The following is a 17,591-nucleotide window of genomic DNA, read 5'->3' as shown; positions in this document are numbered from 1 at the left end:
CCAGGATTCCCCAAAGCCGCGCCAGCCTCCCCCCGGGAAGCGGCCGAAGCGTCGAGTTCCTAAAAACAATATTATGGTACCAAATTACGTAATTGGGGCGTGTTGTCAATAATACTGTGGATGAAGATCAACCTGCGATCAGAGAGACCGGTTCCAGGGCGACACCCCGGCCAGATAATGTTACCAATGCGGAACGTTATTGTTACGAATGCGGCATGATATCAGATTCGCCCCCGCAGATTGGCCCAGGCCAGGGCCAGGGGGCGGGTGCGCACCCGCTGGAACGCGGGATGAAACGGGTTGCAATCCACCCCGGCCAGGGCATCGAGATAGCCATCGGCCAGAATTGCCGGCAGCAGGGCCGGCAACGCCGTCCTGGATAGCGCGACCGACCTGGCCTTGTCCAGGTGGTCGCGTGCGACGGCGGCCATGACCCGGGCCGTCCTAGCCAGCGCCTGGGGGGATGCGCGGCCATCCCGCACCGCCTGTCCGTCGGTTCCAGTCTCGCGCAGGATGGTTTCCGGCAGCGTCAATCTTCCGATTGACAGGTGAAAGCCCAGGGCACGGAGCTGTCCGACCAATGCCCAGGCGATGCCCACATGCCGCCCGGCGACGTGGTCCGCCTCGGCGTTGGCGCCCAGCACTCTCAGCGCCAGCCCGGTCAGCACGGACGAAGACTCCTCGGCATAGGACAGGACGGCGTCCATGTCGGGCGGTCCCTCGGCGTCGAGGTCGCGCTCGCGCGCCAGCAGCAAACGCTCGAACTCCCCCGGCGGCAGGTCGAGACGGCGGATCAGCGCCGTCAAGGGTGCGGCCACCGAGTGGTGGTGGCCGCCATCCCCAACGGCGGCGGCCAGGGTGTCGCGCCACCACTGGAGGCGGATCATGCCGGCCATGGGCTCGCGCACGCTTTCCCTCACCCGGGCGATCTCCACATTGAAGGCATAGAGCAGCATCAGTTCCTCCCGCCGGTCCGGGGGGGCGAACAATGCGGTGACGAAACGGTCCCGGTCGAAATCCCGCACTAGGCGGGCGGCATCGGTCAGGTCGGGGGAATGGGGCATCAAGGTCCTGTTTCTCCGGGGGAGGACATGGCATATATAGGCCCTTCCCGATCAATCCTCCAACAGCAGGGAGTTGCCGTGTCCAGCGCCGCCGCCGCGCCGCGCGCCGCCAGCAAGACCGCCGGGCAGGAGAACTTTCCGGTCGCCTCGCTGCTGCTGGCCGCCTCCAAGCGCGCCACCATCATGGCCTATTACCATTTCGCCCGGCACGCCGACGACATCGCTGATTCCACCGATCTCGCGCCCGAGGACAAGGTGGCGCGGCTCGACCGGCTGGATGCGGCCCTGATGGGGGGCGAGGACACGCCGGAAGTGGCCTTGGCCGTTCGCTACCGCCGAGCGGTCGGCGGCGACCCCGCCCTGATCGGGCATGCTTCGCGCCTGCTGCCGGCGTTTCGCCGCGATTCGGTCCGCGACCATTGCGCCGACTGGGCCGACCTGATGGCCTATTGCGATCATTCGGCGGCGCCGGTGGGGCGTTTCCTCCTGGATCTGCACGGGGAATCCCACGACACCTTCCCGCCCGCCGACGCGCTGTGCGCCGCGCTTCAGGTGCTCAACCACCTTCAGGATTGCGGCAAGGACTATCTGGAACTGAAGCGGGTCTACCTTCCCCGGGATTGGATGCAGGCCGCGGGAATGAGCCTCGACATGCTGGAGCGCGAGGCTTCGACTCCGCAATTGCGCGCCGTCATCGCCCGCACGCTGGACGCCACGGACGGGCTGATCCGGCTGGCCACCCCCCTGCCCGGCCTGATCAGGGATACCCGCCTCAAACTTCAGACCGCCATCACCTTGCGGGTGGCGGAGCGGCTGTCGCGGCTGTTGCGCAAGGGCGATCCCCTGGCCGGACGGGTGGCGCTTGGCCGCATGGACAAGGCGAACATCCTGGTTTCCGGCATTATTCGCGGCCTGACGGCGTGAGGTCGTCCATGACCGGAACCCTTCACATCGTCGGCGCCGGACTGGCCGGTCTCGCCGCGGCGGTTGCCGCCGCCAGGGCGGGAAGCCGAGTGGTGATGCACGAGGCGGCCGGCCATGCCGGCGGACGCTGCCGCTCCTTTCGTGACGACCGGCTGGAACGGGTGATCGACAACGGCAGCCATCTGGTGCTGGGCGCCAATCGCGTCACCCTGGCCTACGCCGCCGCCACCGGCGGGTTGGAAGCCATGCAGGCGGCCCCGCCCTGCTTTCCATTCATGGACATGGCCAGCGGCGCCCGCTGGATGGTAACGCCCGACCGGCTGCCGGCCGGAATCGGCGAGATCGTCTCGGCCCTGGGGATGCCGTGGGTATCGCGCCACCAGACCGTGGCCGGACGGCTGGGACGATCTCCTTCCTTCGCCCGGCTGTGGCTGCCGCTGTGCGAGGCCATCCTCAACACCTCGCCCGACGAGGCCTCCGCCCGCATGTTCGCCTGGACCATGCGCCGAGCCCTGCTGGGGGGCAGCGCCGCCCTGATTCCCTGGACCTTTCCCCTGGGATTGTCGGCGGCTCTGGTGGCGCCGGCCCTGGCGACGCTGGGCATGTTCGGCGCCGAGATCAACTTCCGCCGCCGGCTGCTGACGGTGTCGCAAGACAGCCTGGGCTTCGACGACGCGACCGTGTCCCTGGCACCGGAAGACCGCGTCATCCTGGCCCTGCCGCCCTGGAATCTGGAGGGCATTCTGCCCGGCCTTGGCCGCGACATGCCGACCCGCCCCATCGTCAACGCCCATTTCCGGCTGGACCGGCCGGCGGTTCTGCCGGGCGAATCGCATTTCCTCGGACTGGCCAATGCCGCCGGCCACTGGCTGTTCACCCGCGGCGATGTGCTGTCGGTGACGGTGTCGGCGGCGGGACGTCTGGCGGAATGTGCCAACGACGACATCGCGGCCCTGCTGTGGGCCGAGGCTTCCCGCGCCATCGGCCAGCCGGCCGCCGCCGTGCCGCCGTTTCGCATCATGAAGGAACGCCGCGCCACCCTGGCCCATGACGCGCTCACCATCGCCCGCCGGCCGGGGCCGTCGACTCCCTATCCCGCCATCACCCTGGCCGGAGACTGGATCGCGTCGCCCTGGCCCTGTACCATCGAGGCGGCGATTTCCAGCGGACTCGGCGCCGCCCGGCTGGCGCTGGGCCGCAAGACGCTGGCATTCGCTCGATAGGACTTCACATCCGGTCCGCGAATGCCTATCTTCCCCGTATCATTTTAGATATGTTCCAATTAACTCGGGATTATCCCGGCCAATGAGAGGTGAGACCATGGCTTTCGAGCTTCCTGCCCTTCCCTTCGCCATCGACGCGCTGGAGCCGCACATCTCGGCCCGCACCTTCGAGTTTCATCACGGCAAGCATCATGCCGCCTACGTCACCAACCTCAACAACCTCACCAAGGACACCGATCTGGCGTCCAGGTCGCTGGAAGAGGTGATCAAGGCCGCCGCCGCCGACCTGCCCGCCAAGCAGGGCGTCTTCAACAACGCCGCCCAGGTGTGGAACCATACCTTCTTCTGGAACTGCCTGAAGAAGGGCGGCGGCGGCAAGCCCGGCGCCAAGCTGCTGGCCCGTATCGACTCCGACCTTGGCGGCTTCGATAAGTTCAAGGACGATTTCAAGAACGCCGCCGTGACCCAGTTCGGCTCGGGCTGGGCCTGGCTGGTGGAAGAAAACGGCAAGCTGAAGATCACCAAGACCGCCAACGCCGATCTGCCCATGGCCCATGGGCAGAAGGCGCTGCTGACCGTCGACGTGTGGGAGCACGCCTATTACTTGGACTGGCAGAACCGCCGCCCCGATTTCGTCCAGTGCTTCCTGGACAATCTGGTGAACTGGGATTTCGTCGAGGCCAATCTCGGCTGAGGACGCCCAACGGGCGACGCATGGGGGGCGGCTTTCGCGAGAAGGCCGCCCGATCCCCCTCGATCAGAACGGATGCGGCGCGCCGGGTGACAGGATTTCCCCCGCTCTCGGCACATCGCCTTCCCATTCGGCGGGAAGGCACAGCATGTTCTTCGACGCCAGGATGCCGAACACGTTGTCGGCATTGCCGCGGAAATTTCCGGGATTGAACAGCGGCACCACATGCCACCACAGCCGGTAGCCCAGGCCAAGGATGGCGGCGATCAACGCCGCCGACTTGTCCATCCGGTCGTTCTCGACATAGAGAACCGGACGCAGCCGGCGGATGGTTTCGACGGCGCCGGCGATGACCTCGCCCTCCGCCCCCTCCACGTCCATCTTGATCAGACGAAGCGAGGCAAGGCCATAGGAATCCAGGGTCCGGACCGGACAGGCCTCTCCCCCTTCGCCGCCCACCGAGACTCCGCCGAAATTGGCGATGGCGGCCAGGGGCAGGACAGGCACCGTGATCTCGCCCGGCGCGGCCGCCAGGGCGACCCGCTCGGCCCGGACCTGCTCCTGTCCGTTGAGGGTGAGGTTGGTGGTCAGGACGGCATGAACGCTTCGCTGCGGCTCGAACGCCAGGACCTGGCCCCGTGGTCCCACCAGACGCGCCAGCGGCAAGGTCAGCGCCCCGATATTGGCGCCGGCCTCCACCACGCCGTCTCCCGGCCGCAGCAGCAGGCGGAACAGATCAACCTCGCCCTGGGAATATTCGTGATACTCGGCCAGCGAGCGGCCGACATAGGCGTCGCCGGTGGGGAACACCATGGGGCCGTGGCGGCTTTGGCAGAATCCCAGGCAATCGGGCAACATCGCCTGAATCGAGGTCATGTCATCGTTCCGACCGCCGCCATTCCGCCAGGAACGGTATCGCCATCACCGCCAGCATGACCGTCCAGGTCACCATCTCGGCATTCTCCCACAAGGCCCGGACCAGCAGGGGAAACTGGTCGGAAAAAGCGGGGTGGAACTGGATGAAATCCTCGCCGCGGGCCAGCGCCCACGCTTCCGACATCGGCGCCGCGACCACCGAAAGCATCAATCCGACGGCAAGCCCTGGAATGGGAGCCACGCCGCCGGGGCCGGGCTGGCCGAACAGGCGTCCAACCGCGAAGGCGTCGCGCCACGACAGGGAGAGCACCGCCATGCGGGCCAGGGCAAAGGCGGTGACGCCGACGCAGGGCATCAGGAAATCGGCCGGTGGAATATCGCGGTAGCGGCCGTTGAACAGCAGCAGCGCCGTGACGCAGATGGCCGAGAAGGCGTAGAGCGGCATCAGCCGCTCGCTCCAGCCGGCCATGACTGGGGCGGCATCGGTGCGGAAACTCCGGCCGGCGGCCCGGACCACCACCACCGCCAGGGTGGCATGCAACGCGATACGGACCCAGGCCCAGACATCGCCTGGGGTATCGTAGGCCAGCGCCTGGGCATGGATCGCCTGCCACACCACCAAGGTGGCGGCCAGCTGGGCCAGAATGGTGACGGCCAGTCCGGCGGCGGCGGCATAGCGTTCCGGCCGGCGCAGGAAGACCAGGGCGGCGCCGGCGCCGAGAATGGTGGCGATGGCGCCGTGCCAGGCCCAGGACGGATTGGGGTGAACCGGGCCGGACATGGCGAACTTGACCCGGCGCTGGGCGTCGACCACCCCCCAATAGGCGCCGACGGTTCCTTCCAGCTGGGCCTTCCATGGCTGGTCGAAAGCCTCGACCACGTTATAGTCAAATCCGTTTTCCCTGGAAACGCGCGCCAGGGTGCGGACGAAGCGGGCGCCGTTCTCCATGCTGGCCACCGCCGGCCCGCGCGAACGGCCACGGGTCGGCCAGCCGGCCTCGCCGATCAGGATCGGCTTGCCGGGAAAGGCCTCGGCCACGCGACGGTAGATCTTCACCAGATATTCGGCGGCGCCGTCGACGCCCACCGGCTCGTCCTCCCAATAGGGCAGGATGTGGATGGTGATGAAATCCACCTCCTGGGCCAGTTGGGGGTTCTTCAACCAGAAAGCCCAGACATCGGCATAGGACACCGGCTGCTTTACCGCCGCCTTGACCCGGCGGATATGGGCGGCCAGTTGGTCGGCGGTCAGATCCTGGCGCAGCAGCACCTCGTTGCCGACGATGACCCGGCGGATGCTGTCGGGATGGCGGTTGGCGGCCCGGATCAGCGCCTCGACCTCAAGGTCGTTGTTCTCGGCCTTGCGTCCCAGCCATGCGGAATGGGTGACCTCCAGCCCCAGCCGTCCGGCCACCGCCGGCACCACGTCCATGCCTTCCTGGCTGGTATAGGTGCGAACGCCGCGGGTGACGCCCACCAGGCTTTCCATATCCTCGACGATCTGTTCCGGCGGCGGGAACACCTTGGTGATGGGGCTTTGGCCGCGACGGAAGGGCGCAAACGATACCGATGGAAACGGTTCGTCGAACGATAGTTCCACCGGAATCGGCCGGTTGAACCACCACCAACCGGCGACATTGGCCACGCCCAGCAGGGTGATGAACAGCAACGCGCGAAATCGGGTCATGGGGAATGCGGACTCAGTTGGTTGCGGGCATGGCGCAGCCCAGCACGCGGTGCAGTTTCTCCGGGCTGATCACCGCCCCATAGAGATTGGCGCGCCAGATGTCGGCCCCGTCGAGATCGGCGCCCTCCAGATGGGCGCCGCGCAGGTCGGCGTGGGACAGGTCGGCCTCGTTAAGCACGGCCCGGTCGAGATTGGCGCCACGCAGGTCGGCGCCGCTGAGATTACAGTCCTGGAGATTGGCTCCGGCAAGATCGGCATTCCTGAGATCGGCCTCGCGGAACGAGATCGAGCGCAGGTCGCGGCCGCGCAGGTCGGCACCGACCAGATCGGCATGATCGAGCTTGGCCCGAACGCCACTTCCGTCGCCACCAAGCCACCGGGCATGGCCGGCAAGAACCTGTTCCAGATTCGGGATGCTCTGCATGGTCGCGACTCCCCCTCCAATGCCCTGGCATCCTGACACAAACCACCACGTCGCCAAAGGGGGGACGTCAGGCTCGTCCCGGTCTTCCCCCTACCCTCCCGAGGCCAGAACCCGCTCCAGTTCGGCCATGCCGGCGGGCAGATCGACCTTGCCGCCCCGAACCCGCATGGCGGTGCCGAGCGCGTGCAGGGTGCGGAAGATGTTGTGGGTGCGGCTCTGCTCGCCCATCTGGCCGATGCGCAGGATGTTGAGGCCGAAGGCGCCGGCGATTTCGACCTTGTGCACCGAATTCATGACGTGGCGCACCTCGTCGGCGGAAACGCCGTCGGGCACCGTGATGCCCACCACCGAGGCGAGGCGCCATTCGGGGGCGATCAGCAATTCCAGCCCCATGGCCTCGATGCCGCCCTGAAGCGCCGCCGAACAGATGGCATGGCGGCGGAACCGGCCGGGCAGGGTTTCCTCGCCGATCAGCCGCAGCGCCTCGTGCAGCGCCAAAATGCCCGAGACCGGGGCGGTGTAGTGGTAGGCGTGCTTGTTCCAGAAATTATCGGCCAGCCGGGCGTCCAGGCACCAATGGGCCATGGGCGAGTTGCGCTTCTCGATATGTCGCCAGGCATCCTCGGAAAAGGCGATCAGCGACACGCCGGGAATCGAGGACAGCCCCTTCTGGCCGCCGGTGATGATGGCGTCGACGCCCCACTCGTCCATTTCCATTTCCATGGTGGACAACGTGCAGACGGCATCGACCACCATGAGGCAGCCATAGCGCTTGCCCAGCCGGCAGATATCGACCAGACGGCGATTCCACACCGTGCTGGAGGTTTCGCCCTGCACCACGGTGATGACCCGGAACTTGCCGGTCTTCAGCAGCCCCTCGATGATTTCGGGTTCGGCGCCCTGCTTTTCGGGCGCGTCGTAGCGGGTCACGTCGCCGCCCACCCGCTCGGCCATCTCGGCCAGACGCTTGCTGAACAGGCCGTTGCAGATGGACAGCACCCTGGTGCCCGGCTCCACCAGATTGGCGATGGCCATCTCCATGGCGGCCGAGGCGGGACCGGCCACCCCCATGACATGCCCCGAGCCGGTCTGGAAGACATAGCGGGCCATGGTCTTCACCTGCTCGATCACCCGGTTCATGGTATCGCCGAGGTGATTGATGACCAGGGAATTGGCGTAGGCGACCTTGTGGGGAATCGGCACCGGACCGGCTCCCATCATCAGCAGGGGCTCTTCGGGAAGAATTTCGTCGAGGGAGACGACGGTGGGGGGCGTGGGGTATTTCATGCTCGATCCTAAAACCTGACGCTTGCGGCTATACTATATTTCTCATCCCAAAGCCAATTCCGCCATCTTGGAAACGATGGCGCGCAGCCCTGCCATGCGCTGACGGGCATCTTCCCAGGCGCGCAGGAACACCAGCTTGTGGTCGGGGCGCAGCTTGCAGGCCCCGCCCGAGCGGCTGATATACTGAACCAGTCCGGCCGGATTGGCGAAGACGTTGCCGCGCAGCGTCAGCACTGCGCCCTTGGGGCCGGAATCCACCTTCTCGATGCCGGCCAGCTTGCACAGCGCTTTGATGGCGACCACTTCCAGCAGGTTTTCGACCTCGGGCGGCAGCTTGCCGAAGCGGTCGATCAGTTCGGCGGCCAGCGCCTCGATCTCCGGCTGGTTGTCCAGGGCGGCGATGCGGCGGTAAAGTCCCAGGCGGACCGACAGATCGGCCACATAGGTCTCGGGGATCAGCACCGGCGTGCCCAGGGTGATCTGGGGCGACCACTCCTCGACGGCTTCGGCTCCGCCGCCGCCTTTGGCGGCCGCCACCGCCTCTTCCAGCAATTGCTGATAAAGCTCGATGCCGACCTCGCGGATATGGCCGGACTGCTCCTCGCCCAGCAGATTGCCGGCGCCCCTTATGTCGAGATCGTGGCTGGCCAGCTGGAAGCCGGCCCCCAGCGTGTCCAGCGCCTGCATGACCTGAAGACGCTTTTCCGCCGCCTTGGACAGCAACTTGTCGTTGGGCAGGGTGAAATAGGCATAGCCGCGCACCTTGCCGCGCCCGACCCGGCCGCGCAGCTGGTAGAGCTGGCCCAGGCCGAACATGTCGGCCCGATGGATGATCAAGGTGTTGACGCTGGGCATGTCCAGGCCGGATTCGATGATGTTGGTGGACAGCAGCACGTCGTATTGCTTGTCGCCGAACGCCACCATCACTTCTTCCAGATCGGCGGGGGCGAGACGGCCGTGGGCGACGGCGGTCTTGACCTCGGGCACCAGCTTGGCCAGCCGCTCGGCCACCTTGTCGATATCGGCGAGGCGCGGGCAGACGTAGAACACCTGGCCGCCGCGATAGCGTTCGCGCAGGATGGCTTCGCGCAGCACCACCGGATCGTAGGGCAGCACGAAGGTGCGCACCGCCAGCCGGTCCACCGGCGGGGTGGCGATGACGCTCATCTCCTTGACCCCCGACAGGGCCATCTGAAGCGTGCGTGGAATCGGAGTGGCGGTCAGCGTCAGGACGTGGACGTCGGATTTGAGCTGCTTCAGCCGTTCCTTGTGTGAGACGCCGAAATGCTGCTCCTCGTCGATGATCAGCAGGCCCAGGCGCTTGAAGCCGATGGATTTGGCCAGCACGGCGTGGGTTCCGACCACGATGTCCACCGAGCCGTCGGCCAGCCCGGCCTTGACCGCCGAGGCGGTCTTGGCAGTGACCAGCCGCGACAATTGCTCGACCCGCACCGGCAGTCCCCTGAAGCGCTCGGAGAAGGTCCGGAAATGCTGGCGCGCCAGCAAGGTGGTCGGGACCACCACCGCCACCTGCAAGCCCTGCATGGCGGCGACGAAGGCGGTGCGCAACGCCACCTCGGTCTTGCCGAAGCCGACATCGCCGCAGATCAGCCGGTCCATGGGCTTGCCGGACGCCAGATCGGCGATGGTGTCCTCGATGGCGCGCAACTGGTCGTCGGTCTCGGCCCAGGGGAAACGGGCGCAGAACTCGTCATAGAGGCCTTCCGCCGGAATCAGGGTCTCGCCCTGTCGCAACTGGCGCTGGGCGGCGATGCCGATCAGCTGGTCGGCGATGTCGCGGATGCGCTTCTTCAGCTTTGCCTTGCGCGATTGCCAGGCGGTGCCGCCCAGCTTGTCCAGCGATACGCCGGCCTGTTCCGAGCCGAAACGGGTCAGCACGTCGATATTCTCGACCGGCACGAACAGCTTGTCGCCGCCGTCGTAGATCACCCGCAGGCAGTCGTGGGGAGCGCCGGCCACCTCCAGCGCCACCAGACCGTCATAGCGGCCGATGCCATGTTCGGCGTGAACCACCAGATCGCCCTCGGAAAGGGCCGAGGCCTCGGCGATGAACTGGGCGCCCTTCTTCTTCTTGCGGGCCGGCCGCGCCAGCCGGTCGCCCAGGATGTCCTGCTCGGTGATCAGGGCGAGATTGCGGGTGGTGAAGCCATGGTCCAGCCCCAGCACCACCAGGGCGACCCGCCCCTTCTCCAGCGCCTCGGCCTCGGCCCAACCGCCCACCGCCTCGATGCCCTTGACGCCGTGGTCCGTCAGCAGGCCATTGAGACGGTCGCGCGAGCCATTGGTCCAGGCGGCGACGATCACCCGCCGTCCGGCCTTCATTTCCGATTCGATATGATCTCGGACGCTGTCGTAGATGTTGATTCCCGGCCGCGAGCGCATGTCGGCGAAGTCGCGTCCCAGCCGCCCCCCGGCGTCAACCACGGCATTGACGCCGGGAGCCGCGTCGAACGGCGACAGGACGAGAACCGGCCGCGCCGCCAGCAGGCGGGTCCAGTCCTCCTGTTCCAGGTAAAGCTTCGACGGCGGCAGCGGATGATAGACCATGCCGGATTCGGCCAGCCCCAGCCCGCCGAACGAGGCGCGGGCGTCGTAATATTCCAGGATCAGGGCGTGACGGGCGGCCAAGGCCTCGTCGGCCTGATGATCCAGGATCACCACCGCCTCGGGCACATAGGCGAACAGGGTGTCGAGACCGTCGTGGAACAGCGGCAGCCAGTGCTCCATGCCGATGAACTTGATACCCTGGCTGATGCTCTCGTAGAGGGGATCGCTGCCTTGGATCGCGCCGAACGCTTCGCGATAGCCGGCGCGGAAACGGGCGATGGCGGTCTCGTCCAGCGCCACCTCGCTGACCGGACGGCAGGCGAATCCCTTCACCGGACCGGTGGTGCGCTGGCTCATGGGATCGAACGAGCGCACCGCCTCTATCTCGTCGCCGAAGAAATCCAGCCGCATCGGTTCGGACGAACCCGGCGGAAACAGATCGACGATGCCGCCGCGCACGGCGTATTCACCCGGCTCCATCACCGTATCGGCACGGACATATCCGTTTCGCTCAAGGAACGACACCAGCTTTTCCATGCCGATCCGGCTGCCGGCCTTGGCGACCAGCATGGCCTGGGCCAGGCTTTCCCGTGGCGGCACCCGCTGGGACAAGGCCGACACCGTGGTCAGGATCAGGCGTGCGCCGTCGCCCGGCCCCTCGGCCAGACGGGCCAGGGTGTCGATGCGCCGCGCCACCACGTCCACATTGGGCGACACCCGGTCATAGGGCACGCAGTCCCAGCCCGGAAATTCCAGGATCGGCAGGTCGGGAGCGAAGAAGTCCAGCATTTCCGCCAGACGGGCCATGCGGCCTTCATCGCGGGCGACGAACAAGATGTCGCCGATGCCGGACGTGCGCGCCAGTTCGGCCGCCAGCAGGGCGTCGCGGCCTTCCGGCGCGCCGGCGACAAGGCTGCGGCCCGGCCGGGCGATCAACTGGCCGAGCGTGGTCAAGAGCGCGAGGCCTCGGTCTGGACGTAGCGCCGGATCAGGGCCATGACGTCGTGGTCGAAGGCGGCCGGCGGCTGTTCCTTGCCGGTGATCCAGTTGAACAGGTCGTTGTCGTTCTCGGCCAGCAGGGTCTCGAACCGGTCGACCTGTTCGGCGGTCAGTCCGGCCAGATAACGCTCGGCGAAGCCGCCGAACAGCAGGTCGTTCTCGTTGGAGCCCATGTGGTGGGCCCGGAAGATCAGTCGCTTCAGTCGCGGGTCGTCCATGTGTCTGGCATTGCTTCGCTGTTGCGGAAGGTTAGGATATAGCCCCTCGCACCCGTCCTGTCAGCCATCCCATGCGTCCTCAATGCCTGTTTCCCCTGTTCGCGCCGGTGACCTCGCTGCCGGGAGTGGGGCCGCGTCTGGCGCCGCTCTACGAGAAGCTGGCCGGGGCCAAGGTGGTCGATCTGCTCTGGCATCTGCCCGGCGGCGTCATCGACCGCCGCCATGCCCCCAAGGTGGCCGAGGCCCTGGACGGCAAGGTCGCCACCCTGACGGCGCGGGTCGATGCCCATTTCCCCTCGTCCAGCCCCAAGCGACCCTATCGGGTGCGGCTTGCCGACGAGACCGGGTTCCTGCATCTGGTGTTCTTTCACGGCCGCGAGGACTGGCTGCGCAAGCAATTGCCCGAGGGCGAGATCCGGGTGATCAGCGGTCAGGTCGAGCATTTCAACAACGAGATTCAGATCACTCATCCCGATCATATTGTGCCGGAGGCCCAGAAGGCCGAAATCATGACGGTGGAGCCGGTCTACCCTCTGACAACCGGGTTGACGGGGCGGCTGGTGACCAAATCGGTCAAGGCGGCCCTGGCCAAAATCCCCGATCTGCCGGAATGGCAGGATGCGGCGTGGCTGAGCCGCCAGAACTGGCCCAACTGGCGTCAGGCGCTGGAGATCGTCCACCATCCCGCCGACGAATTCGCTGCCGGCCAGGACAGCCCTGCCCGCCGCCGTCTCGCCTTCGACGAATTGCTGGCCAATCAGCTGGCCCTGGCCATGGTCCGCGCCCAGATGCGCCGGCTGAAGGGCCGCGTGCTGGCCGGCGATGGCGGCTTGCGCGCCAAGGTGAGGGCCGCCCTCCCCTTCTCGCTGACCGGGGCCCAGGCGCGGTCGCTGGCCGAGATCGAGGCGGACATGGCGGAGCCGACCCGCATGCTGCGCCTGCTTCAGGGCGATGTCGGCAGCGGCAAGACGGTGGTGGCGCTGCTGGCCATGCTGAACGCGGTGGAAACCGGCGCCCAGGCGGCGATGATGGCGCCCACCGAGATTCTGGCGCGCCAGCATTTCGCCACCATCGCCCCCCTGGCCGAGGCGGCCGGCATTACCGTCGCCCTGCTGACCGGCCGCGACAAGGGCAAGGCGAGGGACAGGATTCTGGCCGCCCTGGCGGCTGGCGAGACCGACCTGCTGCTGGGCACCCATGCCTTGTTCCAGGAAGACGTCGCCTTCAAGGATCTTGCCCTGGCGGTGATCGACGAACAGCACCGCTTCGGCGTTCATCAGCGCCTGGAACTGGCGGCCAAGGGCGTGGCGGTGGACATGCTGGTGATGACCGCCACTCCTATTCCCCGCACCCTGCTGCTGACTGCCTATGGCGACATGGACGTCTCGCGGCTCGACGAGAAGCCTCCCGGCCGTCAACCGGTTGACACGCGGGTGATTCCGCTGGCCCGGCTGGACGAGGTGGTGGCGGGAATCGGCCGCGCCAGCGGCTCGGGAGCGCGGGTCTACTGGGTCTGTCCGCTGGTGGAGGAATCCGAGACCTCCGACCTCGCCGCCGCCGAGGACCGTCATCGTCACCTGTCCGAACTGTTCGGCGAGCGGGTCGGGCTGGTTCACGGCCGCATGAAGCCCGCCGCCAAGGATGCGGTGATGGAGCGCTTCGCCGCCGGCGACCTGGACATCCTGGTCGCCACCACGGTGATCGAGGTCGGCGTCGACGTGCCCGAGGCCACCATCATGGTGATCGAGCATGCCGAGCGCTTCGGCCTTGCCCAGCTTCACCAGTTGCGCGGGCGGGTCGGACGCGGCGACAGGGAATCGCGCTGCCTGCTGCTCTACGGCCATCCCCTGGGCGAGATCGCCAAGGCCCGGCTTGAGATCATGCGCTCCACCGAGGACGGCTTCGTCATCGCCGAGGAGGACCTGAGGCTGCGCGGCGGCGGCGAGATGCTGGGCACCCGCCAGAGCGGCCTGCCGGAATTCCGCCTTGCCGACCTCACCCTGCACGGCGAATTGCTGGCCGCCGCCCGCGACGATTCCCGCCTGATCCTGGAACGCGATCCCGACCTGCGATCACCGCGCGGCGAGGCCCTGCGGGTGCTGCTTTACCTGTTCGAGCGCGACGCGGCGGTCAGAACCCTGCGTTCGGGGTAGCGATCCCCTACATCAGCCGCAGCAACGCGGCGATGGTGTTGTCGGCGCCATCGGCGATCTGCGAGATGGACGAATCCAGCATGTAGCAGGGCGAGGTGGCCAGCTTGCGGGCCTCGTCCACCACCACCTGTCCATGGCCCGCGATCTTGTGGCGGGCGCCCATCGTCTCCACCGCCTGGGCGGTGCCGGCGTCATCGCCGATGGTGACGTCAACGCCGCCGCCCAGGATGCGCGCCATCAGGGCCGGGGCGATGCACAGGGCGCCAATGGGCTTGCCCGCCGCCGCCATCGCCCGGACCGCGGTCTCGGTGGCCGGATCGACCGAACAATCGGGACCGTCGACCGCGAAGCTGCACAGGTTCTTGGCCGCCCCGAAACCGCCCGGAAACACCAGGGCGTCGAAATCCGCCGGCTTGAAGGCGTCCAGGGGCTTGATCTGGCCGCGGGCGATGCGGGCCGATTCCACCAGGACGTTGCGGCTTTCATCGGCGGCGTCGCCGGTCAGGTGGTTGACCACATGCATCTGGGCGCGGTCGGGCGCGAAACACTGATAGGTTCCGCCCCGACGATCGATGGCCAGCAGGGTCAGCACGGCCTCGTGTATCTCGGAGCCGTCATAGACGCCGCAGCCGGACAGAACCACGGCGAATTTCGGTTTGGCGATCATGGGGAAGCCCTCGTTCTGGCGTGGAAAGCCGGCAGAATAGCGATTCCCTTGAATGACGGCCATGGTCTATCGTTGCCGCCCCTTCGACCCCAGCGAGGCCCGCCCGTCATGACCGCCTATTCCCGCCTGGAAGCCGCCTTTCGGAAGATTTCCACCCTGGGCGACGCCCTCTCGATCCTGAACTGGGACATGGCGACCATGATGCCGGACGGTGGCGCGGAATCCCGCGCCGAACAGATCGCCACCCTGAAGGGCATCATCCACGAGACCCTGACCGCCCCCCGGATGGGCGACTGGCTGGAAGAGGCCGCCTCCGAGCCGTTGGACGAATGGGAGACCGCCAATCTGCGCGAGATGCGCCGCGACTGGCTGCACGCGGTGGCTGTGCCGGCCGATCTGGTCGACGCCCTGGCACGGGCCGAATCCGCCTGCGAGATGATCTGGCGCGAAGCCAGGCCGGCGGCCGATTTCCAACGGGTGAAGCCGGCCCTGGCCGAGGTGCTGTCGCTGGTGCGTCAGGTGGGAACCGCCAAGGGCGAGCGCCTGGGGCTCGGCGTTTACGACGCCCTGCTGGATCAATACGAGCCGGATGGGCGTTCCGCCGAGATCGATCCGCTGTTCGATCACCTGGAGACCTTCCTGCCCGGCTTCATCGAACTGGCGCTGGAAAGCCAATTCCGCCGGCCGCCGCCGCCGCCGCCCGCCGGACCGTTTCCGGTCGAGTCCCAAAAGGCGCTGGGGCTACGGATGATGGAGAATTTGGGCTTCGACTTCCGTCATGGCCGTCTCGACGTCTCGCACCATCCGTTCTGTGGCGGTACCGCCTCGGATGTGCGTCTCACCACCCGCTACAATCCCGACGACTTCGTCTCGGCCCTGATGGGAGTGCTGCACGAAACCGGCCATGCCCTGTATGAGCTGGGACTGCCCAAGGGACGCTGGTCGTCGCAACCCATCGGCCGCGCCCGCGGCATGGTTATGCACGAATCGCAATCGCTGCTGATGGAGATGCAGGCCTGCCGGTCGCCGCACTTCGCCGCCTTCGCCGCCCCGGTGGTGGCCGAGGCGTTCGGCGCCAGCGATCCCGGCTGGGAGGTCGACGCCTTTCACCGCCGGGGTATCCGGGTCGAGCGCGGCTTCATCCGGGTCGAGGCGGACGAGGTCACCTATCCCGCCCACGTCATCATCCGTTATCGCCTGGAAAAGGCGCTGATCGAGGGACGCATGGACCTGGACGACCTGCCCGAGGCCTGGACCGCCGCCTATGGCCGCCTGCTGGGGATCACGCCGCCCGACGACCGGCTGGGCTGCTTGCAAGACATTCACTGGTATGGCGGGGCCTGGGGCTATTTCCCCACCTACACCCTGGGCGCCATGACCGCCGCCCAGTTGTTCGACGCCGCCACCCGCGCCGAGCCCGCCATCCTGCCCGGCCTCGCCCAGGGTGATTTCAAGCCGCTGCTGTCCTGGCTGCGCGACAATGTCCATGGCCGGGGATCGTTGCTGTCCACCCGCGACCTACTGACCGCCGCCACCGGCCGCCCGCTGGACCCGACAGTGTTCGAGGCGCATCTGCGGCGGCGCTACACCCCCGGCGGGTGATCACTGCCTCATGGATCGCAGGACCGTCCGGGTGTGCCGGGCGATCATCATTTCCTCGTCGGTGGGGATGACCCAGACCGAGACCGGACTGTCCTTGGCGCTGATCATCTGGGCGGTCCGTTCATTGGCCTCGTCGTCCATGCTCACCCCCAGCCACTCGGCATGGGCGCAGACCTTGGCGCGGATACGGGACGAGTGCTCGCCGATGCCGGCGGTGAAGACCAGGGCGTCGATGCCGCCCATGGCCGCCGCCAGCGAACCCAGTTCGCGGGCGATGCGGTAGACGAACAGCTCGACCGCCTCGATGGCGTGGGGCTCGGAACTTTCCAGCAGAACCCGCATGTCGTTGCTGACCCCGGAAACGCCGATCAGGCCCGACTGCTTATACAGCAGGTCCTCGATCTCCTTGGCGGTCATTCCCTTCTGCTGCATCAGGTAGAGGACCACGCCGGCGTCCAACGCGCCGGTGCGGGTTCCCATGGGCAAGCCGTCCAGGGCGGTGAATCCCATGGTGCTGGCCACGCTCTTGCCGCCATCGATGGCGCACATGGAGGCGCCGGAACCAAGATGGCACACCACCACCTTGCCACGGGCCACCGATGGCGCAATCTGGTGCAACTGGCGGGCGATGTATTCGTAGGACAGGCCATGGAAGCCGTAGCGCTTGACGCCCTCGCCGGTGATCTTGCGCGGCAGGGCGAAGCTTTGCGCCGCCCATGGATTGGTGCGGTGAAAGGCGGTGTCGAAGCACGCCACCTGGATCAGATCCGGGTGCACCTCGCGCAGCGCCCGGATGGGGGCGAGATTGTGGGGTTGATGCAGCGGCGCCAGCGGCACCAGTTGCTCCAGTTCCTCCATCAGTTCGTCGGTGACCGCCAGCGGCTGCGAGTACTGCGAGCCACCGTGAACCACCCGGTGACCGGCCGCCTTCAGGTCGGCATCGCCAAGATGGGCCTCGATCCACTCGATCATGTGCTTGAACAGCGCCTGATGCCCGAGATTGGGCTGGTCGGGCCAGCGTTCCTCGGCCAGGACCGCCCCCATGGGCGACTTGGCGATGAAGTGCGGGGCGACGTTGATGCCTTCCACCTGCCCCTTCGAGGACAGTTCCGGCCTGTCGTCGCCCTGGGCGACATAGAGGGAGAACTTGATGCTGGAGGAACCGGCGTTGATGACCAGAATACCGTCACGCATGGATCGAATCCTCT

Annotated in this window: 14 protein-coding genes; 5 read left to right on the top strand and 9 right to left on the bottom strand. The window is 67.0% G+C overall.

All coding sequences use genetic code 11. The annotated features are described in order from the left end of the window. Positions 1 to 221: 221 nt before the first annotated feature. Entirely contained in the window at positions 222 to 1,064 is an 843-nt protein-coding gene (locus MTBSS4_RS02860; protein WP_173981908.1) for a phytoene/squalene synthase family protein, read from the bottom strand. Positions 1,065 to 1,142: 78 nt separating this feature from the next. On the opposite strand from MTBSS4_RS02860, the gene hpnC reads away from it, so the two are divergent. The 3 genes from hpnC (at position 1,143) to MTBSS4_RS02845 (ending at position 3,905) form a co-directional block, all read left to right on the top strand. After that, positions 1,143 to 1,988, top strand: coding sequence for a squalene synthase HpnC (gene hpnC / locus MTBSS4_RS02855; protein ID WP_254432350.1), 846 nt, complete (start codon positions 1,143 to 1,145; stop codon positions 1,986 to 1,988). Between the two features lie 8 nt (positions 1,989 to 1,996). Next, the gene (locus tag MTBSS4_RS02850) at positions 1,997 to 3,211 is read left to right on the top strand and encodes an FAD-dependent oxidoreductase (RefSeq protein ID WP_173981877.1); all 1,215 of its coding nucleotides are present in this window, start codon (positions 1,997 to 1,999) and stop codon (positions 3,209 to 3,211) included. A gap of 97 nt (positions 3,212 to 3,308) precedes the next feature. Continuing rightward, complete coding sequence (locus tag MTBSS4_RS02845; RefSeq protein WP_173981876.1) at positions 3,309 to 3,905, top strand: superoxide dismutase; 597 nt, start codon at positions 3,309 to 3,311, stop codon at positions 3,903 to 3,905. A gap of 63 nt (positions 3,906 to 3,968) precedes the next feature. Here MTBSS4_RS02845 and MTBSS4_RS02840 read toward each other — a convergent pair whose 3' ends face one another. The 6 genes from MTBSS4_RS02840 to MTBSS4_RS02815 form a co-directional block, all read right to left on the bottom strand. Next, positions 3,969 to 4,778, bottom strand: a complete 810-nt coding sequence (locus MTBSS4_RS02840; protein WP_173981875.1) for an FkbM family methyltransferase — start codon at positions 4,776 to 4,778, stop codon at positions 3,969 to 3,971. Position 4,779: 1 nt separating this feature from the next. Further along, positions 4,780 to 6,465, bottom strand: coding sequence for an exo-beta-1,3-glucanase (locus tag MTBSS4_RS02835; protein ID WP_173981874.1), 1,686 nt, complete (start codon positions 6,463 to 6,465; stop codon positions 4,780 to 4,782). Positions 6,466 to 6,478: 13 nt separating this feature from the next. Then, complete coding sequence (locus MTBSS4_RS02830; protein ID WP_173981873.1) at positions 6,479 to 6,889, bottom strand: pentapeptide repeat-containing protein; 411 nt, start codon at positions 6,887 to 6,889, stop codon at positions 6,479 to 6,481. Between the two features lie 90 nt (positions 6,890 to 6,979). Next, a complete protein-coding gene (locus tag MTBSS4_RS02825) occupies positions 6,980 to 8,176 on the bottom strand; it encodes an alanine--glyoxylate aminotransferase family protein (protein ID WP_173981872.1) in 1,197 nt (398 codons plus the stop codon). A gap of 42 nt (positions 8,177 to 8,218) precedes the next feature. Further along, positions 8,219 to 11,698 (bottom strand): transcription-repair coupling factor, encoded by a 3,480-nt coding sequence (mfd, locus tag MTBSS4_RS02820; protein WP_173981871.1) that lies wholly within the window; start codon positions 11,696 to 11,698, stop codon positions 8,219 to 8,221. After that, positions 11,695 to 11,961, bottom strand: a complete 267-nt coding sequence (locus MTBSS4_RS02815) for a succinate dehydrogenase assembly factor 2 (protein WP_173981870.1) — start codon at positions 11,959 to 11,961, stop codon at positions 11,695 to 11,697. Before MTBSS4_RS02815 ends, mfd begins: the two co-directional genes overlap by 4 nt. A 71-nt stretch (positions 11,962 to 12,032) precedes the next feature. Between MTBSS4_RS02815 and recG the strand changes: the two genes are divergently transcribed. Continuing rightward, positions 12,033 to 14,114, top strand: coding sequence for an ATP-dependent DNA helicase RecG (gene recG, locus MTBSS4_RS02810; RefSeq protein WP_173981869.1), 2,082 nt, complete (start codon positions 12,033 to 12,035; stop codon positions 14,112 to 14,114). A 7-nt stretch (positions 14,115 to 14,121) separates the two neighbouring features. Here the strand turns inward: recG and elbB are convergent, their stop codons facing one another. Further along, a complete protein-coding gene (gene elbB / locus MTBSS4_RS02805; RefSeq protein ID WP_173981907.1) occupies positions 14,122 to 14,781 on the bottom strand; it encodes an isoprenoid biosynthesis glyoxalase ElbB in 660 nt (219 codons plus the stop codon). Positions 14,782 to 14,889: 108 nt separating this feature from the next. Between elbB and MTBSS4_RS02800 the strand changes: the two genes are divergently transcribed. After that, the gene (locus MTBSS4_RS02800) at positions 14,890 to 16,383 is read left to right on the top strand and encodes a carboxypeptidase M32 (RefSeq protein ID WP_173981868.1); all 1,494 of its coding nucleotides are present in this window, start codon (positions 14,890 to 14,892) and stop codon (positions 16,381 to 16,383) included. Here MTBSS4_RS02800 and MTBSS4_RS02795 read toward each other — a convergent pair whose 3' ends face one another. After that, positions 16,384 to 17,577: an acetate/propionate family kinase gene (locus tag MTBSS4_RS02795; RefSeq protein ID WP_173981867.1), complete on the bottom strand. Its 1,194-nt coding sequence runs from the start codon at positions 17,575 to 17,577 to the stop codon at positions 16,384 to 16,386. Between the last annotated feature and the right edge of the window lie 14 nt (positions 17,578 to 17,591).

This window comes from Magnetospirillum sp. SS-4, assembly GCF_902729425.1.
Classification (GTDB): domain Bacteria; phylum Pseudomonadota; class Alphaproteobacteria; order Rhodospirillales; family Magnetospirillaceae; genus Phaeospirillum.
Note: the sequence above shows the minus strand (reverse complement) of the source record. Positions and strands in the feature narration are given on the sequence as shown.